Annotated in this window: 19 protein-coding genes and 1 pseudogene; 9 read left to right on the top strand and 11 right to left on the bottom strand. The window is 62.8% G+C overall.

The genetic code is table 11. The annotated features are described in order from the left end of the window. From B7X30_RS03635 to B7X30_RS03620, 4 genes are all read left to right on the top strand, one after another. Positions 1–187, top strand: a 187-nt coding sequence (locus B7X30_RS03635; protein ID WP_286729103.1) for a hypothetical protein, incomplete at its 5' end; no start/stop codon positions are given. A gap of 763 nt (positions 188–950) precedes the next feature. Further along, positions 951–2,441 (top strand): YfjI family protein, encoded by a 1,491-nt coding sequence (locus B7X30_RS03630; protein WP_286729097.1) that lies wholly within the window; start codon positions 951–953, stop codon positions 2,439–2,441. A gap of 893 nt (positions 2,442–3,334) precedes the next feature. Further along, positions 3,335–3,586: a helix-turn-helix transcriptional regulator gene (locus B7X30_RS03625; RefSeq protein WP_286729096.1), complete on the top strand. Its 252-nt coding sequence runs from the start codon at positions 3,335–3,337 to the stop codon at positions 3,584–3,586. A 132-nt stretch (positions 3,587–3,718) separates the two neighbouring features. Further along, a complete protein-coding gene (locus B7X30_RS03620; RefSeq protein ID WP_286729094.1) occupies positions 3,719–4,684 on the top strand; it encodes a hypothetical protein in 966 nt (321 codons plus the stop codon). A 170-nt stretch (positions 4,685–4,854) separates the two neighbouring features. Here B7X30_RS03620 and B7X30_RS03615 read toward each other — a convergent pair. From B7X30_RS03615 to B7X30_RS03590, 6 genes and pseudogenes are all read right to left on the bottom strand, one after another. Beyond that, positions 4,855–5,064 (bottom strand): annotated as a pseudogene (locus tag B7X30_RS03615) (IS5/IS1182 family transposase); the annotation flags it as partial. Positions 5,065–5,275: 211 nt separating this feature from the next. Then, complete coding sequence (locus B7X30_RS03610) at positions 5,276–6,610, bottom strand: tyrosine-type recombinase/integrase (RefSeq protein WP_286729092.1); 1,335 nt, start codon at positions 6,608–6,610, stop codon at positions 5,276–5,278. 227 nt (positions 6,611–6,837) lie between these two features. Continuing rightward, positions 6,838–8,466, bottom strand: a complete 1,629-nt coding sequence (locus B7X30_RS03605) for an ArnT family glycosyltransferase (RefSeq protein ID WP_286729090.1) — start codon at positions 8,464–8,466, stop codon at positions 6,838–6,840. A gap of 348 nt (positions 8,467–8,814) precedes the next feature. Beyond that, complete coding sequence (locus B7X30_RS03600) at positions 8,815–9,159, bottom strand: hypothetical protein (protein WP_286729088.1); 345 nt, start codon at positions 9,157–9,159, stop codon at positions 8,815–8,817. A gap of 85 nt (positions 9,160–9,244) precedes the next feature. Beyond that, positions 9,245–10,114 carry an EAL domain-containing protein gene (locus tag B7X30_RS03595; RefSeq protein ID WP_286729086.1) on the bottom strand — a complete coding sequence of 290 codons (870 nt, stop codon included), beginning with the start codon at positions 10,112–10,114 and terminating at the stop codon, positions 9,245–9,247. 2 nt (positions 10,115–10,116) lie between these two features. After that, on the bottom strand, positions 10,117–11,874 hold the full coding sequence (locus B7X30_RS03590) for a hypothetical protein (RefSeq protein ID WP_286729084.1): 1,758 nt from the start codon (positions 11,872–11,874) through the stop codon (positions 10,117–10,119). Positions 11,875–12,070: 196 nt separating this feature from the next. On the opposite strand from B7X30_RS03590, the gene B7X30_RS03585 reads away from it, so the two are divergent. Both B7X30_RS03585 and B7X30_RS03580 read left to right on the top strand, forming a co-directional pair. Further along, on the top strand, positions 12,071–12,925 hold the full coding sequence (locus tag B7X30_RS03585; protein ID WP_286729083.1) for a DUF6502 family protein: 855 nt from the start codon (positions 12,071–12,073) through the stop codon (positions 12,923–12,925). Then, positions 12,915–14,591, top strand: coding sequence for a DUF5666 domain-containing protein (locus B7X30_RS03580; RefSeq protein WP_286729101.1), 1,677 nt, complete (start codon positions 12,915–12,917; stop codon positions 14,589–14,591). The genes B7X30_RS03585 and B7X30_RS03580 overlap by 11 nt, the downstream gene beginning before the upstream one ends. An 80-nt stretch (positions 14,592–14,671) precedes the next feature. Here the strand turns inward: B7X30_RS03580 and B7X30_RS03575 are convergent, their stop codons facing one another. Beyond that, complete coding sequence (locus tag B7X30_RS03575; protein ID WP_156052764.1) at positions 14,672–14,995, bottom strand: PepSY domain-containing protein; 324 nt, start codon at positions 14,993–14,995, stop codon at positions 14,672–14,674. A 206-nt stretch (positions 14,996–15,201) separates the two neighbouring features. Here B7X30_RS03575 and B7X30_RS03570 point away from each other — a divergent pair, with 206 nt between their 5' ends. Beyond that, on the top strand, positions 15,202–16,908 hold the full coding sequence (locus B7X30_RS03570) for a multicopper oxidase family protein (protein WP_286729079.1): 1,707 nt from the start codon (positions 15,202–15,204) through the stop codon (positions 16,906–16,908). Positions 16,909–16,910: 2 nt separating this feature from the next. Here the strand turns inward: B7X30_RS03570 and B7X30_RS03565 are convergent, their stop codons facing one another. From B7X30_RS03565 to B7X30_RS03550, 4 genes are all read right to left on the bottom strand, one after another. Beyond that, complete coding sequence (locus tag B7X30_RS03565; RefSeq protein ID WP_276729799.1) at positions 16,911–17,465, bottom strand: cupredoxin domain-containing protein; 555 nt, start codon at positions 17,463–17,465, stop codon at positions 16,911–16,913. A gap of 98 nt (positions 17,466–17,563) precedes the next feature. Beyond that, complete coding sequence (locus B7X30_RS03560; protein WP_286729077.1) at positions 17,564–20,728, bottom strand: efflux RND transporter permease subunit; 3,165 nt, start codon at positions 20,726–20,728, stop codon at positions 17,564–17,566. Next, entirely contained in the window at positions 20,728–21,627 is a 900-nt protein-coding gene (locus B7X30_RS03555) for an efflux RND transporter periplasmic adaptor subunit (protein WP_286729075.1), read from the bottom strand. Before B7X30_RS03555 ends, B7X30_RS03560 begins: the two co-directional genes overlap by 1 nt. Before the next feature lie 111 nt (positions 21,628–21,738). Then, positions 21,739–23,190 (bottom strand): TolC family protein, encoded by a 1,452-nt coding sequence (locus B7X30_RS03550; RefSeq protein ID WP_286729073.1) that lies wholly within the window; start codon positions 23,188–23,190, stop codon positions 21,739–21,741. A gap of 149 nt (positions 23,191–23,339) precedes the next feature. Between B7X30_RS03550 and B7X30_RS03545 the strand changes: the two genes are divergently transcribed. After that, a complete protein-coding gene (locus tag B7X30_RS03545) occupies positions 23,340–24,017 on the top strand; it encodes a heavy metal response regulator transcription factor (protein WP_196794225.1) in 678 nt (225 codons plus the stop codon). Beyond that, complete coding sequence (locus B7X30_RS03540; protein ID WP_286729072.1) at positions 24,007–25,551, top strand: heavy metal sensor histidine kinase; 1,545 nt, start codon at positions 24,007–24,009, stop codon at positions 25,549–25,551. Before B7X30_RS03545 ends, B7X30_RS03540 begins: the two co-directional genes overlap by 11 nt. The last annotated feature ends 16 nt before the right edge of the window (positions 25,552–25,567 follow it).

Raw genomic sequence — 25,567 nt, 5'->3', positions numbered from 1 at the left:
CGATCTGGAAAAGCGAGCGCTTCTGCAGGTCGCGGCCAGCTATTTGGTCAAGGTGGACTACGTGAGACGCCTGACGCTGGAGGGGGCGTATCGAACCTTTGGGAGGGGGGAGGTGTCAGTAGCGACCATCAGGCGTCAGCCAGACGTCCCTGATTTACTCAATTCCACGAACAGCCAGGGCGGGTAAGTAGGGGCGTGAGCAAATTGCTCAGCATGCCTTGCCATTTTGGTGGCGCACTCGCCTCTGCGCAGGCGCAAAGAAAGGCACCACAGGACGCCCCCTTCTTAGCGATCATGCGGGGCGGCCATCGAATGTTGTAGCCCGCCGCGCACAGGACTGCATGCATCCGGTCACCCTGTTCGCCATTGAGGTGAAAGCGCCGCATGCGATGATCGGCTCGATGGCTGGGCACCCCCTGAGCCGCTTTCTCTCTGGCACACTTCTCCAGCGCACCGATGCGCCTGACTTACCGCGGTGCACGATGTGCACGGTCGGGTTATCCGCATCCACGCCCCGGTAGCACCGGATCCACAAACGCAGTCGCGGGCCTCGTGGCGCTGTCCTGCATGAGGATGGTTACCTACTCCAGCCACTCGTTAAGCGTATGGCCGTCGTAAAGGTTGCATTGCTATGACTGACCGATGGCCCTGCTCTCCGAGCTGTTGACGCACAAGGAATATGAAAAATTTTGTAACAGAGATGTGTTGATTTTGAACGCTACTAGACATATCTATTATCCGTTGGTGGCGCTTATAAGCCCATAAAAGACTTTATTAGATAAATCTACACATGATTTTTGTGGGATTTTTTGCGGGTTTACGTAGGAACATGAACGCGCTTGAATGCGCCCATTGATTGACCAAGACACTTGAGCGATGGAGATAACAAACCGTTCTTTTGTGCAGTCAATGAAAGAGTGAATTTCATATCAAATTTTTAGGATACAAATATGATTGTAAACAATTTTCCTTATGCAAGACTGCCCGAATCGGTACAGCACGTGGTGTCCGAAGTGCAAGCGCAAACTCAGGCGCCTCCCGATCTAGTCTGCTTGGTGGCGCTTGGCGTCGTATCACTCGCAGCGCAATATTCAGTTGACGTGGAAGGCGGGGATGGCAGCACCACTGCCGTGGCACTGAATATCTTTGTGGCCGCTGACTCTGGCGAGCGCAAGACGACGGTATTCAAGCGCCTACTGAAGTCGGTAACCGAGTTTGAGGCGACCAAGCGTGAGCAAGGTCGTGAGCATGTCTCGCGCCACAAGGCACTGCACGACGCCTGGACCGCGCAGGTCGCCGGACTCAAGAGACGCATCACTAAGGAGTATGCCGAAGATGGGGCGTCGTGTTCAGACGTTGCTGTTGCTGAGCTGGTCGAACTGACCGCAAATGAGCCGGTCCCGCCGATTCTTTGCGCGCTGCTATTCCAGAGCGTCACTCCTACGGCGTTGAGCAGGTCATTAGCGACGCGCTATCCAAGTGCGGGCATTTTTTCTTCCGAAGCGACAGATATTCTGAACGGCGACACGTTCCGTCTGCTGGGCCATCACAATTCCAACTGGGATGGACAAACGCCATCGCGAGAGACGATGGACGATCGCATCGTTGCACGCTGGGTGACCCGAACGACCATGCTCCTAATGCTTCAGCGTAGTGAACTATATCGCTTCGTTCAGAAGCGCGGCGAGATGGCCCGCAACAGCGGATTTTTTGCGCGCGCGCTGATCGGCGAGCCAAGCTCAACAATTGGCACGCGCTACGTCGGTCTCGAGAAAATGAGGATCGCCCCAGCGGAGGTATTTCATGCGCGCGTACGGGAACTTCTAGAATTGGCGCACAAGCGCATCGAGGGTGATTGCCAGCGTGATTTAATGCGACCAGATGACACAGCCCGCGTGCGCTGGATAAATTTTTACAATCTCATCGAATCACGCAGTGGATCGGTAGGCGACCTCGCCAGTGTGCGGGAATTCGCCTCCAAGATTGGCGAGCAAGCCCTGCGGATCGCCGCAGTGCTGCAATTTTTCGACACGCGCGCCTTGGTCATTGACGAGGCACACATGCAGGCGGGCATCGATATTGCCGACTATTTCCTGCGCGAGCATTTTCGGTTATTTGCACCGCGGCCAGAGCCGTTCGTGCCAGACCCGCAGATTCTGCTCAATCACCTCTTTCGGTGGCATCAACTGCGCGGGGAGACGATGTGGTCCCTGCGAAAGATCGAATCCTGCGCCCCTGGAAAACTAAGGGGTCAGCACGGCCGTACCCGCATCGCCTTGAATTGGCTTGTCACAAATAACCAGTTGCTGATGCACCCGCAGAATTCTGGCGGCCCTTTTTTCGGTCTAAATCTGAACCCCGCGGGATCATCAATGCCATTTCAACAGATGCCGTTGCCGCAGTACTCGCAAATGATGGCCACAACTCCAGCGATGGTGTGAGCCCGAACGACGAAGACCGAGCAATCCTGATCGAACGGGTTTGAACAATGGAAAGAGCTCCGTGAGAGGATCTGGAGCGCGTACCCGTAGGGGTGGCGATTTGGCAGAGGGCTAATTGAGGCGTCCCAACGCTTTTCTTAGCCCTTTTTTCTTTGCGCGCTTATGCCCCATGCATGAGGGAAGCGAATTGCGAGGATCGATCAGCGGCGCATGAGGACGTCCAGGTGTTGACACTGGCAGGATTGGCGATCCATCCCGATTCGGCTATCAAGGCTGCGGTTTGCCCGAGCATGCAAGTCATCTCCCGGGCGTGCTGAAGCCGTCCGCTTCACAGCCCACCGCCGATTACGATCGAGCGGAATCTGATACTTCCGTACCGCACTGCTTGCGATTCTGCGCACGCTGCGTTTTTCGCAACAGACGCAGAGCAGCATGGAACTACACCCGCGCTGCGAAGCGATGTGAACGCTCATCCAAAGAAAGACTGGCTAGGTCGCAGCAGAAGCCCCGGGGGAGCAGACCGTTTGCGAGCGAAGCGATTTCACTGGCAGTGGGACCGTCCTCCCCACCTCCAAGTACGCGAGAGGCACGCAGACTCCCTACGTGCTCCCCGCCGCTGATGGCGCGTCTCGATGGCAGATTGAAAAGAACTATGCAGGCCGCGTCGGTTTGGCAAGAAGGCCTCCCAGCGTACCTGTCTAGTGGCCAGAAAGTCGATGATGGCCACGATGTGATCTTGCCAACTCGTGCTCCCAGCATTCCGCCAATGCGCGCATGGGAGAACTTCAGCACGCACAAACTCTGGCGGAATGGGGGAAGTAGCGCCAAAATTTACCTCGTGCGTAACGGGCCGGCCAGAACGCCAATTTTATCTATCCTTCAGGAGAACCATCATGCTGGAAAACAAACCAATCTACGCCCGGCTGCCGATTTTGCTCCAGACTTTCGGCCTTAAGCGCTCGACCGTCTATTTCTGGATTCGCAAAGGAAACTTTCCCCCGCCGTACAAGGTCGGCGACCGATGCTCGCTTTGGGACATCGCTGAGGTCGAAGAATATTTGAGGAGACGCGGAGGCGGCGGGCATTCGCCTGAGGGGGCAGTTCATGGGCTGAAACCCGGAAAATCGCGAGTCATCGATGCTTGAAACCCCAGAATATCGAGAGCAAAATTCTCTCTCCCAGCAGGCCTGGGTTTCAACGTCGATTGCCATACTGTCGCCTCTCGGCGCTAGTTGCGTGTATGTAATCAAGGCCGCGAGGTCAGTGAGTCGCTAACCATGAAACCATCAATTCCGAACAACCCTGCCGTCGTTGCCAGGCGTATGCGCCTAGACGAAAATGTGGAAAAATGTCTTTTCATAGTTAAGCAATATACCGAAGATCCAAAAAAAAATCAACGAGAACTTGACTGGGATACGATCAAGAAATATATGGATGCCAAACAAGAAATGATCGATGAACTTCAACTTGAAGATGTTTCGACAAGAGACATTGTTTGCAGGTTGCTTGAAGTGGGGTGCCGGTATTTGCGGCTAGAAATGGAAAAAGGTGACGGAACAGGGGAGAAAACATTCCAGCAGAAACTCGTCGAGCAAACTTACGAGAACTACCTCCCATCGTCGCTTCACGACAATGAATTTTATCAAGAGTTCATGTCGCGACAGGTCCGACTTGGCAACCCAACAGAAACCGCTCCGCAGCTGGTTATGTGGTGGCTTCGCGAACTACACGTGGCCGAGCTAAAGTCGAATCCAGTTGAAACACGCTTATTTGCGCTTATGAATGCCTGCTTTTTTACGGGGCAGATCCAATATGCCTGCCGTTTTGCGGATAGCTTTGAAAAGGATGAAAAGGGGAATCCCCTAAATCTGCAGGCAGTCGCCGCAAGAGCAAGGCATGCGAAATCGAAGGATCACGAATTCGAAATTGTTCGCGATGAGCTTCGCAAGCTAGGAGAAATGTCTGTATTCACAGCTAGTAACCGGGCAAGTAAAGCGCAAGTGGCAAGAAAAATTTCAAAAATGGTCTTGTCACGATTACATGAAATTGAAATACGCCGTGACTACTCGATCTTGCGAGTTAATGAAATTTCCAAGGCTGATTTACCAGCGAAAAAACACGGGTCCACTAAAACTTTAGAGGATTATGAGAAACGCCTCGCGGGTAAATTCTACAAGGATAAATTCTCCAGCCTATATAAAGAATACATCGCAACGGCATTTCCGGCTAAGCCACCGTCGTAGGGGTTCAGAACCCATAGTTTGGGACTACTCGCACACAACGACGTCCCAAACGGGGGGTGAAACGTAGGGCAGGTTGGGCTGCATCCGGTTCCAAGAGCACTGACCTAAGGAGCCATTCTGAACAATTTGTCCTTCAGTGACCCGCTGGCCTTCCTGTGGCCGATGCTCTACTTGATGGCGCTGCGCAGCTTGATCATCGCGTGCAGCGTCCGGGTCAGTCCGCGCTTCTGTCCCGAGCGCAGGATGCACACCTTATCGATCTCGACGCCACGGTAGCCCTTGTCGACGACGGCGATCTTCGACTGGGCATCAGAGAGGATGCCCACATGCTCCAGGGTCTCGGCTAGGGTGTGGCCGTCGTAAGGATTGCCGAGCATTGAGCTCACCCGAGTTCGACAGTTTGCGAGCAAAGACCGGTGAAATCACTCACCACGGTCTAAACGGAACAAGTGGCTAGCGGCTTTTTTGGCGAAGTGGCTGTGGTGGCACTTTTTCCCACATTGTGGTGCGCAGCGCTTGCCATTGGCACGAAAAACAGAAAAAAGTGAGCATTCTTGCGGGATGCAGGGGCGACTGTTTATGGAACACACACTATCCGCTCGTACCTATATCAGCTTGCTCAAGCAACCAGACTTCAATCTTTTCATGCCAGACCCTTAATAAGTCCAGAGGTCTTCGCCTGTAATGCTTTTCCGCAATCGCCGACGGCTTATGACCTTGAATCTGCGCGACCACTCCAACCGGCACCTCGACCCATTCCGATAACGTACCAAAGGATCGTCGAAGACCGTGCAATGTGAGGTGCGGCAGTTGGGCGGCGCTCAGTGCCTTGGTGTGCGCCGCTCTTGGCTCCACAAGCCGTCCGTCTGCCGACGTTTTACTCGAGAACACCCACGGTGACGGTGACCACGCCTTGCCCTGATCTTCCAGCAGCTGAACTCTGCGGCGGGTAGGTGGCGTTTCACTGCGCCTTTTCAGATCAAGCAGCAACTCGCATAAATAGGGCGTAAGAGGAATTGTTCTACCGCCCGCGCCTTCGACTTTGTCATCCAGCGTAATGCTGCGCCAACGAAAATCGACATCGGCCCAGCGCAAGCCAGCAAGTTCCTCGCGGCGAGCACCCGTGATGAGCAAACCTTGCAAGTACGCGCTGATAACTGGGTTTGAAATTGATCGAACCGCCCGAAACCACGCCGCAAGTTGCTCTCGCTGCAGGCAATCCGTCTTCGCCTTGGTCCGCGGCAAGCGTTCCCGAATACGCCGATTGCTGCAAATGCCCGCAAGAGCCACGTTTGCAAATTGTTCCTGCTCTTGACACCACGTGATGAATGCGCGCAGCAAGGCGAAGGCCAGCCGTGCCCGGGTCGGACGCTTGACTGTCTCGTGAGCCAACCACTCGTCCACCACCGGAATGGTCAGATCCGCCATTCGCATCGGCATGAAGGTAGCGAGAGGCCCTGGGATCGTTTCACGTACACCCCTTTTTGCACTACGCCCCCCAGCATCCGCCAAGCGGACATGATCAATGTAGTGCCGTTCCGACCACTTGGATTTTCGGGCTTCCAAGTATGCGTCCCAGGCTTCTTTGACCACAAGTGTCTGACGACGCATTTGTGCTCGCGCCACCTCATGCGCTTCGGCCTGCCGTGCTCGTATATCCCGTGGATCTTGGCCCGCATCAATTAACGTCTTGAGCCTTGCCGCCTCCGTTCGCGCGCTCCCCAGATCCCAAGCTCGTGCATCTCCGATCGTGACCCTGATGGTCTTTCTGAAAAGACGAGATTCGAAAACATAGGCGCGAGCTCCAGAGGCGGTCACCCGCAAGCCAAGCCCAGGCGACTTTGCATCCCAAAGGATCGACTGCTGCTTACCCACCTCACAGGTCGCACTCTCAATTCGCGCGGCGGTCAAATTTAGCTTCGCCATTTTTTATCCCCGAGATGCCAATCAGCACTTCATGTAGGCGCCATGTAGGCACCATGTAGGCACCATGTAGGCAAAATAGGTGAAAATCTATCCATATCGATCCATGAAAAAATCCGCAGATCAGTCGTTTTCTCCTTTATTTATAATACCTTAGGTTGCCTACATGAATGTCAATCCACATCCTTCCAGGTACATATAGTCGGATTGAAAAAACGCTGCGCTAAGGTTTAGCGTTTGGCGCCGCGGCTGTAAAACACCACGCTGTCCTTGAAAGGCTGGCTGTGCAAGCCGTGGGCGAGCCCGCTGGCCTGCCAGCTTTGCAGCCGCTTGCGCGACACCCAGATGGCTACGGGCTTGCCCTCGGCCCGGGCCTTCAGCAGCGCGTTTTCGTTCACGCAAGTGTTCTGCCGCCTGTCGTCCCGGCAGCCGAACCACAGGTCTTCGCTGGTGCTGTCGATCACGAACAAGTGGGGGACGCCGTAGAACAAAAGCGATGCATCATGATCCTCGAAGGTTTGCCAGGAGAACCACACGGTGTCTGCGGGCAAGAGTCGATGCATGACCTCGGCGACCTGTTTCTGCGAGATCTCGGCCGTTTTAGCGACAGCGAGCTGTGCAGAGAAATCCACCATGATCACCGCGCTCAGGCTGAAGACCGCCAGACCGAGGGCCAGCCTGCGCGACCACAGCAGCGCGCCGCCGATGAACGCCGCCAGCGCAACTCCGATGACCAGCGCGGGCAGCCAGCCGAATTGCGCTGCGGGCAGGCCAGAGCGCAGCAATTCGGCATGAAGCGGCGGCGTGAATGTCAACGCCCAGAGGCCCAGCGCGGCCATGCCGAACAGCAGCGCCCCCAGCCCAAGCCGACGCTGCAAGGCGGCGCTGTCGTCACCGGCACATAGGGCCGCCTGCAGCCGCACACCCAGCCACCAGGCGACCAAGGGCACCACGGGCAGGAGGTAATACGCTCCCTTGTCGCTCGCAGAGCTAAAGAAAACGGTGAGGATGATTGCGGTGTTGCGCGTCCAGCGCGCTGACGCGGTGGCCGTATCGTCGCCGTGCAAGCGGGGCGCAAACGCGGCGAGCACGGCGCCGTAGTACCACCAAGGCCCATGATGAAAATCATCCGGAATGCGGGTGCCCAGAAACCGGCCGATGGTTTCGTTGACAAAGAAAAACCAGCCAAAACCCGGCAGAATGCGCAGCGCAGCCAGATGCCAGGGGGCCGCAACCAGTACGAAAAGGGCGATGGCCCAAGGATCGAGATAGAACTTCAGCAGTTCGCGGCGCTTCCATGCGCCGGGGGCCGCCAGCAGTTGCACCAGGGCGACCAGGCCGAGCAACAGCAGCGCCTCCGGGCCTTTGGTCAGCGTGGCGAGCGCCACCGCAACAGCGGCGGCACGCAGCCAGACCCGCTGCCGGCGCTCCACCGCAAGCACCAGCAGAGCCAGGGCGGCCAGCCAGAAAAACACCATCAGCGGATCGAACAAGATGTTGCGGGCGATCAGCACATAGCCCAATGCCGTGCCGGTGACCAGCGCGGCGAACCGGCCCGCAAGCGGCGCGGACACCGTTCGGCCCAACACGATGCACCCGAGCACCGTCAGCCACGCGGCCAGGGCGTCGGGCAGCCGCGCCTGCCAGGCCCCGGCGCCGAAGGCCTTGAAGCTCAGCGCCATCAACCAATAGAGCAGCGGCGGCTTTTCGATGTAGGGAACGCCGTCGAGATGGGGGATGATCCACGATCCGCCATGCGCCATCGCCAGGGCAATGCTGGCGTAGAGCGCCTCGTTGGTGTCGCGGATGGGGGCGGCCCCCAGACGCCAGAACAGGCTCGCCGCTGCAATCAGCAGCACAAGGCCATCAACCAGAAGACTGGTTCGCCACTGCGCATCGGCCCGCGCCGCGATCCACCCAGGCTTGTGAGCAGTTGTTGCTGCGGCTTGTGGGGTTGAGCAATGCAGGGAGGTGCTATGACGCATGAAAAGCGAATTGCGAATGGAGTGTGGCAAAGAGTTTGGCAAATGGGCCTATGACCGCCAGGAGCCTGTCGGGCGTGCAAGCGCCACATTTTCGTGAAGACATGCGCTCGTGAAAATGAAAAGCGGATGACGATTTCGTCATCCGCATTGCCCCCCCCCGGGGGGAGCGAGATGTGGACGCCCACAGAGCGATGGCAGGCGCTGCCCGGGTACGCGCTCGTCTCAGTCGCCGCCGCGGTCGTCTTCTCCATGGTGACGATCCCAATGCCTGTGATCGCGCCTTTCGCCGCGGTATTGGGGTACGGGGGCGTAATAGGGCGGCGGTGCGGCGTAATAGACCGGAGCCGGGACATATTGCACCGGTGGCGCCACATAGACCGGCTGCGGCGCCACCGGGTAGGCGTTGCCGACGTTGGCGATCAGCCCCGGCACGCCGATGGCCAGTGACCAGAGTGGGGAGTCATCCGCACGCGCGGCGGGAAGCGCGACGACAGTGCTCAGCGCGACTGCCGCCAGGGTTTTTGCGAACAAATGAGGCAAGCGGGGGTGGGAGTTGGTGGTTTGCATGATGGGATGAACGGTTCGGGTTGGAAACGGGTTGACGGGCAGATGGATATTTCGCGTGAAGGCGCGGTGGAGGACATGTCGGGCGTCATAGCGTCGACCGCACGGCGGTTGGCTGCCCCCAGAAAAACCCCTGTCCCCAATGCACGCCGAGGTCGCGCAGCCACTGCAGCGCCGCCTGGCTTTCCACGCCTTCGGCGATGGTGATGAGGTTCAGGTCTTGCGCAAGCTGGAGCAGGTAGCGCATCACCTGCTCGCCCTTGGCCGTGCGCAGGCCCGTCTGCACCAGGCTTCGGTCCAGTTTGAGATAGCGGATAGGCAGGGCCAGCAGATAGGGGAAGGCACTGTGATTGGTGCCGAAATCGTCGAGCGCCAGTTCAAAGCCCAGATCGAGCAAGGGCTCGAGGTTCGCAAGCAGGCGGGCCGGATCGGTGTCGAGATTGCGCTCGGTGATTTCCAGCACCCAGGGTGTCTGGCTTGTATCGGCGCCGCTCTGCTTCTGCCGCCAGTGCTGGTGCTGCTGCGCGAGTTTGTCCATGCAGGACGGCTCTGCCAGGAACGCGCTGGAGCAGTTGAGGAACAATTTCCCCGAGGCTGCCGCGAACGGTACGGGCTGAGAGGCGGCGGCCATGGCTTGCGCGGTGATGACAGCGTCGATGCGCGGCTCGATGCCTAATTTGGCGGCCGTGCCGATGAACGCCTCCGCCGTCACCACCCGGCCCTGCGGGGTCAGCAGACGCGCCAGCGCCTCCTGGCCCATCGTCTGCAGATCGTCCAGACGCAGGATGGGTTGATAGGCCACGCGCAGTCGCTGCTCCTGCAAGGCCAGCCGCAGTTGGGCGCGCGCAAAGGCGTCGCTGCCGCTGGCGGCGCCCAGCCGCTCCCGCACCCACTGGGCCTGTAGGAGGGAGTCTGCAGAAGACAAGGCCGACGGTGCGATGAACTCTGGCGCGCCCATGGTCAATGGTCCTGATGGGCGAAATTTTCCTGCAGCGTATCCAGCGGGTTCTCGTTCATCACAAACAGGCCGTTGGAAGCGGGCGCAGCGGTGCTGTAGATCATGTCCTTGGCACCCATGACGTAATACATCTGGCCGGTGAAGGTGCTGCTTTTTCCGGAGGGATTGGACTGGGTGATGGTGACGCTGGGGGCATTCAGGATGTAGGGCGTAGTGTTGGTGTTGTTGAGGGAAAAATTGCTGAAGCCCACGCTGGCGCCGGGCTTGAAATCGTCGTCGCTGTAGTCGTGTCCATTCCCGCTGGGTAGAGCCTGACTGAGATCAAGCCCTGCGGTCTGCGGCATGACGCAGGCGCCGAGCACCAGTCCCCCTACTGTGGCGCCTGTCCCCATGAGGCGCACGCCAAACATGCCGCTGTTGCTTCCACAATTCACTCCGCCGCTGCGCTGAGAACTGTATTGCGCGATTTGCGCCCAGCCCGGCTCACTGTTCTGCGGCACCAGCACCGCATCGAAGCGGGTGAGTACGCCGCCCGACTGGGTGCGGCCGCCCATGCGCAGGCCATAGCCGACGCTGGCGCTTGGGACGCTGGCGGTCGATGAAGCGCTGCTCGCAGGCACACTGGGGCTGGGCGCAGGCGTCGTGCCGCCGACGACAAAGCCGCTCGGCAGCAGCCCGGCCTTGCCGGCCAGCACATAGGTGTTGCCTTGGCCGTCATTCACCGTCAGGGTCATCAGATTGCCGACGATCACGCCGGTCACAGTGCCGCTGCCGTCCGCCGAGCTGAGATTCCCGTTGGCGTCCACGCTGACCAGGGTGTTAAAAATGCCAGGTGGCAGCGTGCTGGGCGGTGTGGGAATGGATGCGGCGGAAGCGGTGGAAGCCGGCGGGGTCGGCAGCATGGGCAGGGCGCTCATGCCCGATTGCGCCAACACGCCCTGCAGGCTGTAAGTGCCAGGAGCCACGGCAGGTGCGCCTTGCTCAAGCACGTCGCCGAGGTCAAGCTCAGGCGCCCAGCGTTCATCTGACGAGATGTACTGCATCAGCGACTTGAGGTTGCCGTCGCAACTCGGGCCGAGCGTGGTCGACGCCGAGTTCAGCGCACTGGCTGCGTTGTTGGACAGCCCCTGTTTGGCGATGTCATGCGCCATGTCTTCGGTGTCGTGATACTGCGCCGGGCGAGCGCAGTAGCCGTCGGCCACGGCCTTGATCGCGGCGGAAAGCGCGAGGATGTCATCGTGATGCTGGGACAGCAGCGCGGCATAGAGAGCGGGCGTGAGGTTGGCATAGCTGCCGCCCGAGGCGATATAGACCGCCAGCGCGGCGGTGGTCACCTGGCTGATGACCAGATTCGGCAGGTTGGCCGATGTGAGCGAGCCCGCGGCGAGCACGGCGCTGCTCGTGCCCAGATAGGCGGTGAGTACCACCTGGCCGTCCGGCGAGGTGGCATTGGCAAACAGCGGTACGGAGGTGTTCGGCAAAGTCGCCTGCACGGTGTAGTTGCCGCTGGCGTCTGCCGTGGCGGTGCCCACCACCACCGAGCCTGGCTGGCCCATGGGGGCAACCGTAGTGAACGTCACCGCCGCGTTGGCGATGGGCGCATCGATCACGGCGCCTTTGAGCGTGGTGTTGGCTGCGACCGGGTTGATCTGGGCCGTGCCGCCGCCGCCCCCTCCGCAGGCGCTCAGGCTGAGCGCCAGGGCGGCTGCGATGGGCAAGAGTTTTCGGGTAGAACGTGAGCGGGGTTGCGAGGGCTGCATGAGGATCTCCAAGAATGGGTCGGTGGCGCGCCGCATGACGATGCGTGCCGGAATAATAGATGGGAAAAAATAACATGCAATAAAAATCTTGCATTAAACTTCGATCAACGCCCTCAAACATCTTCACGCACCTCGATCAAACCTCATGGGACGCCCCCCGCGCCGTCTGCCTTGCCCTCCTCCGCCAGAGCATCCAATGCCTGCGTCGGAGGATGTGTTGCGGGCGCTCGCGCAAGTCATGGCGCCGCTGGCGCGCCTGCTGCTGGCCAGTGGCCTGGACTACACCCGTCTCGCCGCGGAACTCAAACCCCTGTTTATCGAGCAGGCCAGGCTGGAGCTGCTGCGCTCCGGGCAGAAAGACACCGATTCGGCCATCAGTTTGCTCAGCGGCGTGCACCGCAAAGATGTGCGCGAATGGCGCATGAATGGGCTGAGCGGCCGCATCGCGCAGGAGATGTCGATCAGTTCGCAGGTGTTCGCCCGCTGGGTGCAAGACCCTCTTTATCGCGACCGGCGCAAACGCCCCAAGCCTTTGCCGCGTCTGGGGCCGGCGCCGTCTTTTGACAGCCTGGCGCGCAGCGTCACGCAGGACATCCATCCCTTTACCGCATTGACCGATCTGCTGCGCCTCGGGCTGGTGACAGTCAAGACCGTGAAGGGGCAGGAATGGATCGTGCCGCACCGCGAGGGCTTTGTGCCGCCGCCGGGATCGCGTGATTTGCTCGATCTTTTCGGCGCCAATCTGTCGGACCATGCGGCGGCGGCCGTCGGAAACTTGCTGGGGCAGCCGCCCCAGCTCGAGCAAAGCGTGTTCGCCGAGGGCGTGACGCCCGAATCGTCCAGAGAACTGGGCGAGCTGGCGCGCAAGCTGTGGGCGCAGGCACGCGCCGAAATGATCACAGAGGCCACCCGGCGTTATGCGGCTGACCAAGGCCGCGCCGATGCCACCTGCCGCCTGCGTTTTGGCGCCTACTACTGGGCGGAGGATGTCTCGCAGCAGACGCCGCAGCCCGACCCCACGGCAACGGGAGACGACCGTGATGATGCATAAAAATCATTTGCGCAAACTGGGCGCGGTGGCGCTGGTTCTGCTGGCCGCCTTATTGGCTTCTTGTGGGGGCGGTGGCACGGTCGCCACGACGGGCGGCGTCGGCACGGGCGGCACGGGCATTTCCACCGGCACCGTCACCGGCTTCGGCAGTGTGGTGCTCGATGGCACCGCCTACAGCAGCGCCAGCCCGGTTTACTTCGCCGGCACCGATCAGGACGAAGAGGCGCAGACTTCCTCCACTTCGGTGAATCTGGGCGACCAGTTGCAGATTCGTCTCGACGCCCAGGGCCATCCGAGCAAAGTGGTCATCGATCCTGAGCTGATGGGGCCGGTCGCCAACCTGGGTGCAGGTGGCTTCACGGTCAATGGCGTGGCGGTTCGGGTGAACAGCAATGCAGCCGCCGGGCCGGTGACCTACTACACCGGGTTGAACGATTTTTCCAGTCTGCAGGGCGGCATGCAGGTGGAGGTACACGGCGCCTATGGCCAAAGTGCCAGCGGGCAGGGCTATATCCAGGCCACCCGCATCGAGCAGTTGCCCGCCAGCAATCCGGTGACGCGGCTGACCGGCGTGGTCAGCCATCTCAATGCGGCGAACGGCAGCTTCCAGATTGGCGCCACCCTGGTGCAGACGCAGGCTTCAACCCTGATCACGCCGTCGGGCATGGCGCTGGCGAATGGACAACTGGTGAATGTCTGGAGCAACACGGCACCTGCGGCCAATGGCGCGATTCAAGCAGGCGCGGTCAACGTGCGCACCCTGCGCGGCGTTTCCGGCCCGGCGCAGGTGGGCGGGCTGGTGGCGCAGTTGGCGGGCAGCCGCTTCCAGGTCGCGGGCATCCCGGTCGATGCCAGTGCGGCGAATCTCGCCAGCGCAGTGCAGAGCCTGAGTAATGGCGGGTATGTAGTGGTGCAGGGACAGGCCGATGCCTCCACCGGGGTGCTCACCGCCACATCTTTGCGCACCTACGCGAGCAGCCCCGCGCAGGTGGAATTGCGCGGCACCATCACCGGCTTTGTGAGCGCCAGCAATTTTCTGGTGCGCGGCGTGCCGGTGGATGCGTCTGCAGCGAATGTGGTGTTCACCGGCGGCACCGCCGCCTCGCTGCGAAACGGGGTGTTTGTGGACGTGGTCGGCCAAGTGGCGGGCAGCAGCGGCAATCTGGTGACGGCCAGCAGCGTGGCCGTGCTCAGCCAGGCGCCCGATGGCGGCACGGTGGACTATCAGGGCACGGTCAGCGCGGTGAATCTGGCCAGCGGCGTGTTCAGCCTGAGCGTGCAGGACGACGGAAAGACCCAGACTTTACCGGTCACGCTCGCCCCGAATGTGGTGTTCAGCCATGGGACGGTCGCGCAATTGATCGATGGGGCCAACGTGGAGATCGAAGCCACCAATACGGCGAGCGGGCTGCTGGCCTACAGCGTGTCGTTTCAGAAAGTGCAGGCCTCCTCTGGCTCCAGCGATGGGACGTCCTCGCCCGTGCTGGAGACCAAAGGCACGCTCTACAACCTCACGGCAAGCAGCTTTGAGATCAACGCCCTGACCATCCAGATCAACGGCGTCGTGCCCAAGAATGGAAAACTGGTCAACGGGGCGAAAGTTGATGTGAGCTTCATCCAATCCGGTAGTCTGAATCTGGCTCAGGAGATCAGTCTGGACGACTGAGAAAATGGGCCCAAAAAAACCCGGCGGCGCCGGGTTGGAATGAAGCGAGGGCTTTGTGCTGCCTGCTCGGGCGGGGTCGATCAGTCGGCGTTGGCGCCTTCGACACTGTTTTCAAGCACGGCGCCGGTCTGGGCGTCCACGCCCACTTCATGCTCGGTCTGCCCCACTTTGAGGTCGAAGGAATAGCGCAGGCCGCTGCCGCCCTTTTCCTTTTCGAGTTCCTGGTCGGTGATGGTGGCGCCAGGGAGGGCTTTGAGAGCGATGGCGCGCGCTTCATCCAGCGTCACCTTGGCTTCCTTGGTGTATTGCGAACCGTCCATGGCATAGGCGGAGCCAGCGGCGCCGGCCAGGCCAAGAGCCAGCGCGCTGGCGAACAGAAATGCGGTTTTGTTGCGTTGTTGCATGATCAAACTCCTTATGAACTCTTGCGAGCGAAACACCGCTGGATGCGGCGATCGCAAACCGTTTGCGATGGAAGGAGTGTCGTCTTCTGGAATGAGCGCACGCTTAGCAAAACGTCACGGTTTGATGACATCTGCACACAACTCGGCAGACGGCATCCGCATACAGTGCACGGTATGTTGACCCAACGATTAAAGAGAGGCGCGCCATGAAATCACCCGCTGAACGCCAGACTGTTGCCAGCGCAGAGGATGCGCCGTTGAATCTGCCCCGTCGCAAAGCGTTGTTGGCGCTGGGGGCGCTGGGCTTTGCGGTTGCCGGGCAGGCGCGCGGCGCTGGAATGGGCGGCATGGCGGGGATGCCTGGCATGGGAGGCATGGCGGGCATGGACATGGGGCAGTCACGGCCGACGGCTGCTGCGCCAGGAGTCGGCGTGTTCAGACGCGCCTTGCTCATTCCTCCGGAGCTTCATGGCCAGCCGCGCGACGGCGTGCTGCATTACGCCCTGCGTATGGCGCCGGGGCGCAGCATGCTGGTGGATGGTCTGCAGACCGCCACCTGGGGCTACAACGGTGCGGTGCTCGGCCCCACGCTGCGCGTGCCGCGCGGCAAAGCCGTGCAAATCGATCTGAACAACGCGCTGGACCAGTCCACCACCCTCCATTGGCATGGCGCGCATGTGCCGGGCGAGATGGATGGCGGGCCACAAAGTCTCATCGCGCCCGGCGGGCAACGCCGCGTGCGCTTCACCCTGCAGCAGCCCGCGGGCTCGCTCTGGTATCACCCCCACCCTGACACCCGTACCGGGCCACATGTCTATGCGGGCCTGGGCGGCCTGTTCCTGGTGGACGATTCTGCCGACCAACACCTGGGTCTGCCGCAGCAATACGGCGTGGACGATATTCCCCTCATCTTGCAGGACCGCCGTCTCGCTGCCGATGGCCGACTGCTTTACATGACCCGCATGATGGATCGCATGGGCATGAAGGGCGACCGCTTTCTGGTCAACGGTCGCGAGCAGCCGTACTGGAACGCGCCGGCACAGTGGGTGCGGCTGCGCCTGCTCAACGCGGCCAACGCCCGGGTGTTCAATCTGGCATTTGCCGATGGCCGCGTGTTTCATGTCGTCGCCACCGATGCTGGTTTGTTGCCGCGCCCGGTCCCGGTGCACAGCTTGTTGCTGGCGCCGAGCGAGCGCGCTGAAATCCTGGTGGACCTACGCGGCGATCAGGGCAAGCGCTTGGTATTGCGCAGCGATTCCGGCGCCGTGGTGCCGGATCTGAGCTCTATGCCGATGGATGCCGATTCCTTCGATCACCAAGGCTTCGAGCTGTTGGAGTTCAGAGTCGGCCCGCCTGCGGGTACCCCAGCACGGCTTCCTGCACGCATGGTGGATCTGCCCGTGTTGCGTGCCGACGCGCCAGTGCGCCGCTTCACCTTGCAGGGCATGTCGGGCAACATGATGGGCGGCGCAATGGGCGGTATGGAGGGTATGGGGAGTATGCGCAGTGGCTCGCAGGCGATGGATGCGAGCGAAGTCGGTCCTGGCGGCATGAGCCTGGGGGTTGGAGGGCAGAAGCTGTTTTCCATCAACCACCACCACATGGACATGGCCCGCATCGACCAGCGGCTGCGGCTGGGTTCCACCGAGATTTGGGAAGTCGCCAATCAAGGCCATATGGCGCATCCCTTCCACTATCACAGCACCTCGTTCCAGATTTTGAGCCGCAACGGCAGCCCACCGCCCGCGCACGAAGCCGGGTGGAAAGACACTGTGCTGGTGCGGCGAGGCGAAACCGTGCGGCTCATCGCCCACTTCAATCAACCGGCGGGTGATGCCCATCCCTTCATGTTCCATTGCCACATTCTGGAGCATGAAGACAACGGCATGATGGGCCAGTTCACCGTGACCTGATCTCAGCCGCCAAAGTAACCCGGCAGAATTTTCTCGTGCGTCGTCGGCGGGTTGTCGGCCAGCAGGCGTTTGTCGGTGGTGACGATGATCAGCCCGGCCATCGGGTCGCCGAAACCGTGCACGGTGGGGCGCTTTTTCGGCACGGTGCGGCCACCCGGCTCCTTCGCCAGTTCGGCGTGCACCGAGCAGTAATAGAACTGCAACCCCGGATGCTTGAACGCAATCGCGTAGGTGCTCACCGGGTGTCCTGGGCCGGGCGTGCCTTGCACGGCGCCATCGAAGCGGGTGCTGGTTTTGCCCGTCAGCGGGTTGTAGCCGATGATGGTGTGCGCGCCCGTGTCCTGATCGACGAACACCACCTTTTGCCCGGGGCGCACCACCACCACGTTTTCCAGAAACATGTTCGCGCCGTTCATGTGCACATAGACCGGCGTTGCCTGGGACGTTGCGGCGGTGGCGGCGAAGCTGCCGGGCGCCAGTAGCAGAGCGCCGGCTGACAGCAGCGCGCTTGCCGCGGCATTGCGCGCCCGAGCGCGCAGGGGGTTGGACGTGTGCAAGTTGATCTCCTTGGCGATGGCGGGTTGTGCAACAACCGGCGGCGACCACCGCTTCGTGCCGGTTGCAAACGAGGGATGAGTGTGAGCGGTAAGAGTCTTCATTCGGGCGCCTGGTTCCGGGGATGGGCCACGCCAAAACGCAGCGCCAGCGAGGGCAGCACGAACAGGTTGTAGAGCAAGCTGGTGAGCAGTCCGCCGAGCAGCGCCACCGCCATCGGCCCTTCGATTTCGCGCCCCGGCGCATGCAGGCCCAGCGACAGCGGCAGCACGCCTAGAGCGGTGACCAGGCTGGTCATCACGATGGCGGCCAAGCGGTCGGCCACGGCGCGCTGCAGGGTATCGGTGTTCCAGTCCAGACCCTGCTCGCGCTGCAATTGCGCGGCATGGGCAAAGATGAGGATGGCATTGCGCAGGCTGATGCCCATTAGCGCGAGCAGGGCGATCACCGCGCCGAGCGAGAGCACGCCGCCCCCCAGCCAGGCGGCGAACACGCCGCCCGCCCAAGCGGTGGGAACCGAGAGCAGCACCAGCAGGACCTGCCGCGTCGTGGTGGAAGCGGCCTGCAGCGGCGTGGCCGCATGCCCCTCCCGCGCATGAGGTCTGCGTCCCAACGCGATCGACAGCAGCAGGATCAATCCGGCCAGCACCCCGAGCACGTCCACACCCAGCCGCTGCAGCGTGGCGCTGCGCTGCGCCGCTTCGCCCTCGAATTGCAGGGTGACGCCTGGCGGCAGTTGCACCTGCCGGGCAATGGCCGCGCGGGCGCGCTGCACAAAGCCGGTGAGATTGGCCGATGTGGTGGAGGCCAGCACGGTCTGCTCTCGCTGCCCGCCCAGATGGCGGATGTCCGACGGGCCGCTGGCGGCGCTGATGCGCGCCAGTTGCGATAGTGGCACGAAGCCCAGCGTCGGCGTGCGAATCAGCAGATCGCCCAGTGCCTGCGGATTGCTACGGGCGCTGCGGTCCAGTACTACGCGCACCGGCACCGGCACCGCGCCGTGGAACACCGTGCCGGTGATGCTGCCAGCAAACGCGGTTTGGATGGTCTGCAGCACTGGCAGCGGCTGCAGCCCCCAGCGACGCAGCGCCTGCGCATCCAGGCTGATGTCGAGTTGCGGCACTCCGGGCGGTGCCTGCAACTGCACGCCGGTGGCCGTGGGCAGGCGGCTCAGCACGCTGGCCACTCGGGCGGCCACGGCATCGAGGGTGTGCAGATGATTGCCCAGCACGTGCACCACCAGCGGCGCACCCGCGCCGCTGGTCACGGTGTTGTCCATGCGCTCGGTGAGAAAGCTGTTGACGCGAAAGCTGGCCCCGGCAAAACCGCCGAGCACGCGCTCGATGGCGGCCAGCGCCTGAGCCGAATCTGCCCCTGGTTTGAGATTCACGTCGAGCGAACTGCTTTGCGTGCCGGAGGCGTCGGGCGAGAGCGTGGCGCGGCCGGTGTGCTGCGCGACCAAACGGACTTGGGGCAAGCGTTCGAGCGCCTGGGTCACGCGCGCACCTTCGTCCAGCGAAGCCTGGATGGAGGCGCCCGGCGCCAGCCGCATGTGCACGATGTATTGCCCTTCCTGTAGCGGCGGCAGAAAGCTGCCGCCCATGCCCCGCGCCAGCAGCGCCGCACCGCCAACGAGCAGAAGGGTGATGAGTGCCGCGGGCAGCCAGTGCGGCAGCAGACGGTGGAGCAGGGCGCCATAGCCACGTTGGGCGATGCGTACCGGGGCAGGCGTATGAAGCCGGTGATCGCGCCCGGCCAGCAGCAACGCGGACAGCGCTGGCGTGACCGTGAGCGCAACCGCAAGCGAGGCCAGCACCGACAGCGCATAAGCCTGCGCCAGCGGCGCGAACAAGCGGCCCGACAGCCCCGGCAGCAACAAGATCGGCACGATGACCAGCAGCACCGCTGCGGTGGCGTAAACCACCGCGCCGCGCACTTCCAGGCAGGCTCCGAGCACGACGCGCAACGACGGCTGCGGCTGTGCGGCTGCAGCGTTGGCGCGCAGTCGGCGCAGGATGTTCTCGACGTCGATCACCGCATCGTCCACCACCACGCCGATGGCGATCCCCAGGCCGCCCAGGGTCATCACATTGAGCGTCACACCCATCCACACCAGCACGGTGACCGCGGCCAGCAGCGACAGCGGAATGGCCAGCGAGGAGATCAGCGCCGCGCGCCAGTCCAGCAGCGTCAGCGCAATGACCAGCACCACCAGCAGCGCGCCCAGGACGAGCGAATCGCGCACATTGCGCATGGCGATGGTGATGAAGTCCGCCGGGCGGAACAGCTTGGCATGCAGCGCGATGCCCTGCGCCGCGAGCGCGGCCCGGTGCCGCTGCAACACCGCCTGCACGCCACGCGTCACCTGCAGAGTGTTGGCGCCGTAAGACTCCTGGATTTTGAGGATGACTGCGGGCTGGCCGCTGATACTGGCGCCGCCGATGGCGGGCAGCGAGGCATAGCCCACTTGCGCCACATCGCCCAGAGTGATGGCGCCGTCCGGCGTGGCGCGCAGCACGGTGTCGGCCAGCGCCTGCGGGGTGTCGGCCGCGCCATGGCTGACCAGCAGCACGCGTTGCTGCGGCGTGGGCATGAAGCCCGCGCCCAGCAGCCCCGTGGCGTGCTGGGTGGCCGCCTGCACTTGCTGCAGATCGAGATGAAAGCGCTGCAGCGCCTGCGGATCGACCCGCACCTGCAGCGCCCGCACCTGCTGGCTGAACACCAGCACATTGGCCACGCCGGGCACGGCCATGAGTTGCGGGCGAATATCCCATTGCGCGATGGATTGCAGATCCATCAGGCTCTTGCGGTGCGAAGTCAGCCCGGCCATCAATACCGTGCCCGTACTGGAGGTCAATGGAATCAGCCGCGGCGGCCCGACGCCCGCAGGCAGATGCACGCTGGCGAGGTGTTGCGCCACGCGCCAGCGGTCCTCCTGCAGCTGGGTATCGGCCTCGAAATACAGTTTCAGGATGGAAATGCCCGGCAGGCTTTTCGACGCCACCTGCTTCACCCCCAGCAACCCGCTGGACGCCGCCTCCAGCGGGTTGGTGACCAGCAGTTCCACCTGCTCGGGTGACAGACCGGTGGCCTCGGTCTGCACCTTCACCATCTTGGCGGCGAATTCGGGGAACACATCGGTACTCGCGGTGCGCGCGACGTTCACCGCCAGCGCGGCGAGCAAGACCGCCAGCGCCAGCACCACGCCACGGCGACGAATGCTCAAGGCGATGAGCGCGGCTTGCCAACCCGAGGTGCGAGCCATCAGTCGTCGTCTCCGCCAACCGCGGGCAGGGCGTGCGGTTTCGGTGGCGGCGTCAGCACTAGTCCGGCGCCGCGCGTCACCACATCCACCGCGCCCCAGCCCGGCTGCACATACCCGCCGTGCAGCGGCCAGGCGGTGGACACCTTGCGCGCGGTGAAATGGCGGGCCTTGCCTTCGGCTGAGGTGGCGACGAACACGACCGCCTCGGCGTCAGTCCACACCACACTGCTGGACGGCAGCCTGACGCCAGATTGCGCTCGTGCGGACTGCACTTCGGCCACCAATTCCAGCCCCGGCATCAGACCGGGCGCGGCGGGGGCGATGAGCACCTCGCGCCATCCCTGCAACTGGCTGGAGGCCGCAGCGGCCGGGCCGATGACGCGGGCGTGCACTGTGCGTTGGCTGCCTGGAATATGCAGTTCGACTTGCGCTGTCTGGGGCAGGGCTCGGCCCGGCGGCAGGGTGAGATCGACGATGAGTTCGCTTCCATTCAGAATGGCCTGGCGCAGCGCAGTTTGTCTGCTCAGTTGCGACGCCAGCGCCGTGCCGAGCTGGGCGGTGAGCTGTGCTTGAGCCACGTCCACTGCCGCATGGGCGCTGTCGACCTCGGCCCGCGCTTGCTCGGCCGCCGCCTGCGCTTGCTGCACCTCGGCCAGCGCGACATTTTGTCCGGCCTCGAATAGCCCCTGATCGCGCTGCGCCTGCATGGCGGCGAGTTGCAGGCCGCTTTGCGCGACCTTGAGTCGCGACCTTGCCGCGTCCAGTGCAGTCAGGCTGCGCAGCAAACCCGCGGGGCTCTGGACGGTGGCGCTGGCGGTGAATCGCGTGCGGTAGCTCGCGGGCGTGAGGTGCTCGATCCGCAAGTCGGCCGACGCCATCTGCGCAGAGCTCCACTGCACGGGGTGCGGCAAGGCGGCCTGCGCCGAAGTGACCCCCAGCCAGCATGCGGCCGCGCAACAGGTCGCAAGGCTGAGGCGGAGGAGAAAAGGTTTTTTGCTCTGCATCAGGCTTTACTCCTCGCGCCAGACCACTTGAGACAGATGCGGCGCAACAGTGGGCGGCATGACAGCGGGCGGCGCCGAGTTGGAAGGCCGCGACTGGACTGCCGAAAGAATGGGTTGCTCGAGCGCGCCCTGCAATGCGCCGAGCGCCTGCCATTGATCGGCGCGCGCTTGCAGCGCCGCCTGGTCGGTGGACAGAAGTCGCAGTTGCGCACGCAGGGCAGGTTCCGGTCCAAGCAGTCCGCGGTGCTGGGCGGCAAGGTCGGCGTTGAGCAATGCCCGATTGGCGGCGATCAATTGCTTGGCCTGGCGCACCCGGTCTTGTGCGGTCTGCAGGGCGGTTTCCGCCCGTTCGATGCGCACGAGCACTCGCGCCTGCGTTTGCTTGAGCAGGGCCTCTCGCAAACTCAAACGCGCGCGGGCGGCAGCGATCTGGCCCTGATGCTGGTTGAACAGGGGCAGAGGGATGCGAGCGCCGAGCATCAGACGGTTGACACCCTGATCGCGCTCGGCGCCGGGGGCGATCGACGGCGGCCCGCCGTCGCTCTGGGCCTGCGCCAGCCGCAGGGCGGCCTGCGCCGAGAGCACCTCTTGCCAGGCGGCGCGAACATCGTCGCGCTGTTCCAGCGCCTTGCGCCGCAACTGCGTTAGCTGGGTTGCATCTGGAAGGGTTGGAAGGCTTTGAAGCGCAGAAAAGTCGATTTTCACTCCCTGCAGCGCGGCAATCGGCAGACCCATCGCACCGGCCAGAGCGACGCGGGCGGCGCCTTCCGCGCCGATGTCGCGGCTCTTTTGCAGGGCGGCGTTTTGTGCGGCCTGCTGGGCCAACGCGGCGGCCAGCGGCGAGTCCACACCCGCTTGCGCCCGTGCGGCGGTGCGGCCTTGCAAGGCTAGATCGGTTTCCAGCACTCGTTGCTGAAGATGCGCCCTTTGCTGCGCGGCCCAAAGCGAGACATAGGCCTGTTGCACTTGGTCGCGTACCGTCCAGCGCGCGCCGCTCAGCAGCAACTGCGCAGCGTGCACGCCCGCCTCGGCACGCGAGGTCTCTGAGGTGCGTTGAGCCTGCGATTGCAGCAGCAGGCCGATGGCCATGCCCACAGTCCACGGGCTCGGCGCCAGCAGCCCGGCCGCGGCGCCGTATTTCAGACCGAGCTGCAGACTGGGGTTGGGATACTGGCGGGCGATCTGCAAGTCGGCCTGGGCCAGTTGCGTGTTGGCGCGGCTCACCTTCAGGCTAGGGTGGAAGTAAAGGGCGGCCAGACTCAGATCTTGCAGCGTCCAGGGCTGGGCGATTGGGTGCGGCGTCCCCGTCTGCAGGGCGATAAAACGCTGCAATCGCGGATCGAGCAGGCTGCGGTGTTGCAGTGCATGGGCGCTGGCTTGCGGAGTGACTTCGGGGGGCAAAGCCGGTGCGCTCGCGCATCCGCCCAGCAGCGCTGCGAGCAGAGCTGCAAGTAGCAATCGACCCGCGTAAGAGCGGTTTGATGAGCGTGCTGTCATCCCCGCATGCTGCACTGCGGGGCTTGACGCCGACATGAAGTCCGCATGACGATTCCGTCATGTTGCAGACCGATACGTCGCTCTGCCAGCGGCGGGCCGACAATGCGGGGATGCGAATTCTCATTGTCGAAGACGAGGCCAAAACGGCGGCCTATCTCAAGCGCGGACTCGGGGAGAACGGCTTCATCGCAGATGTCGCCGTCGATGGCACGGATGGTCTGCATCTGGCGCTGACCCAGCCGTACGACTTGATCGTGCTCGATGCCATGCTGCCCGGCCGCGACGGCTGGAGCGTGCTGAGCGAACTGCGGGCGCGGCAGACCACCCCGGTGCTCATGCTCACCGCGCGCGACGGCGTGGCCGATCGGGTGCGCGGGCTGGAGCTGGGCGCCGACGACTATCTGGTCAAGCCTTTCGCGTTTTCTGAGCTGCTGGCGCGGGTGCGCAGCGTGCTGCGGCGCGGTGTCACGCGCATGCCCGACGTGATGGAAGTGGCCGATCTGCGGGTTGACATGCATCGCCAGCGCGCCGAGCGCAGCGGGCAGCGGCTGGCGCTCACCCCCAAGGAGTTCGCGCTGCTGGCGCTGTTGTCACGACGCGCTGGCGAGGTGCTGTCGCGCACCCTGATTGCCGAACAGGTCTGGGATATGAACTTCGACAGCGACACCAATGTGGTGGACGTACACATTCGTCGCTTGCGCAGCAAGCTCGACGAACCCTTCCCCGCGCCGCTGTTGCACACCGTCCGCGGGGTGGGTTATGTATTGGAAGTGCGCGATGCAAAGTGATTCGACCGAGGCCGTGGTCGCTTCCCGGCCTTCCCCGCGAACCCAGGCAGGCGAGAGCCGAAAGAGGCAAGGCATGGGCCTGCTGGGCTGGGCCGACTTTGCGCTGCGCCGTCTGCGCCAGTACGGGCTGCCGCCGCGCTCGCTGGCGGCCTGGATGGCGGGAGCGTTTTCGCTGACATTGGCGCTCATCCTGCTGGCGGCAAGCAGCTGGGTGTACTGGGGCCTGAGCGCGCGCATGATGCAGGAAGACCGCGAGTCGGTACTGCGCAAACTCGATACCGTTGCCGCGCTGCTGCAGACCCACCCCGTGCAGAGTGATGAGGTGGGGCAGGAGGCTTATCTCAAGCTGCCGCCGGATGCGCCGCGCGATCTCTACCTGCGCCTGCTGGACGCTCGTGGGGCCGTGCTGCTGCAAACACCGGGCTTTAGCCGTGCGCTGAATGAGGCCGCTTTTCTCACGCCGGGCGTTGAGGGAGCGCCGCGATTGCACGAAGTGCATCTGCCTCACGATCAGCATTACCTCACCGCCCTGCTGCCGCTGACGGCGCGGGTTGCGGCCGGGGCAGCGCTCACACCCATGCGCCTGGAAGTGGCGCTGAACCGAACGGCGGAGTCGCGCATTTTGGCCGATTACCGGCTTCGCCTCTCGGCGGTGCTGCTCGCGGCCATTCTTGCTGCGGCCGCGGCAGGTTATGGCATCGCCTGGCGCGGTCTGCGCCCCTTGCGGCATATGGCCGATTCCGCGCGCGGTATCGGTGCGCAAGACCTGCACAAACGGCTCGATACCCAACGCCTGCCCGCAGAACTGCAGACGCTCGCCCTGGCCTTCAATGTCACCCTGCAACGGCTGGAGGAATCGTTCGGCCGCATCTCCCAGTTTTCCGCCGACATGGCGCATGAATTGCGCACACCCATCACCAATCTTTGGGGCGGACTGGAGGTGGCGCTGGGCAGACCGCGTGAACCGGGCGAATACCGTGAGGCGCTCGAATCGGCGGTGGAAGAGTGCGAGCGTCTGTCGCAAATGATCCAGACCCTGCTGTTTCTGGCGCAGACCGAGCATCCAGATGCCGCGCTGCGGCTGGAACGGCTGGATGTCGCGCAGGAACTCCGCACCCTGGCCGATTTCTTCGAAGCAACCGCAGCCGAGGCCGAGGTGCACCTTTATGTGCGGGTGACACCGCAATTGGCCTTTCAAGCCGACCGCATGCTGCTCCAGCGGGCCATGGGCAACCTGATCGGCAACGCCTTGGCGCACACCCCGCGCGGCGGCGCGGTGACGCTCTCAGCGCATCCACACAGCGGCGGAATACGTATTGAAGTGGCCGACACCGGCTGCGGCATCGCCGCCGAGCATCTGCCGTATCTGTTCGACCGTTTTTACCGCGCCGACGCCGCACGCAGCCGAAGCCGCGGCGGGTTGGGCCTGGGGCTGGCCCTGGTGCGCAACATCGTGCGCCTGCATGGCGGCGAGGTCAGCGTCGAGAGCATTCCGAATCACGGAACCCGAATGATGCTGGACTGGCCCGCCTGAAAACAGCGCAGGGGCG

The organism is Thiomonas sp. 13-64-67, from assembly GCF_002282795.1.
Classification (GTDB): domain Bacteria; phylum Pseudomonadota; class Gammaproteobacteria; order Burkholderiales; family Burkholderiaceae_C; genus Thiomonas; species Thiomonas arsenitoxydans.
The sequence above is the reverse complement of the archived record's forward strand: the minus strand, read 5'-3'. Positions and strand labels throughout refer to the sequence as shown.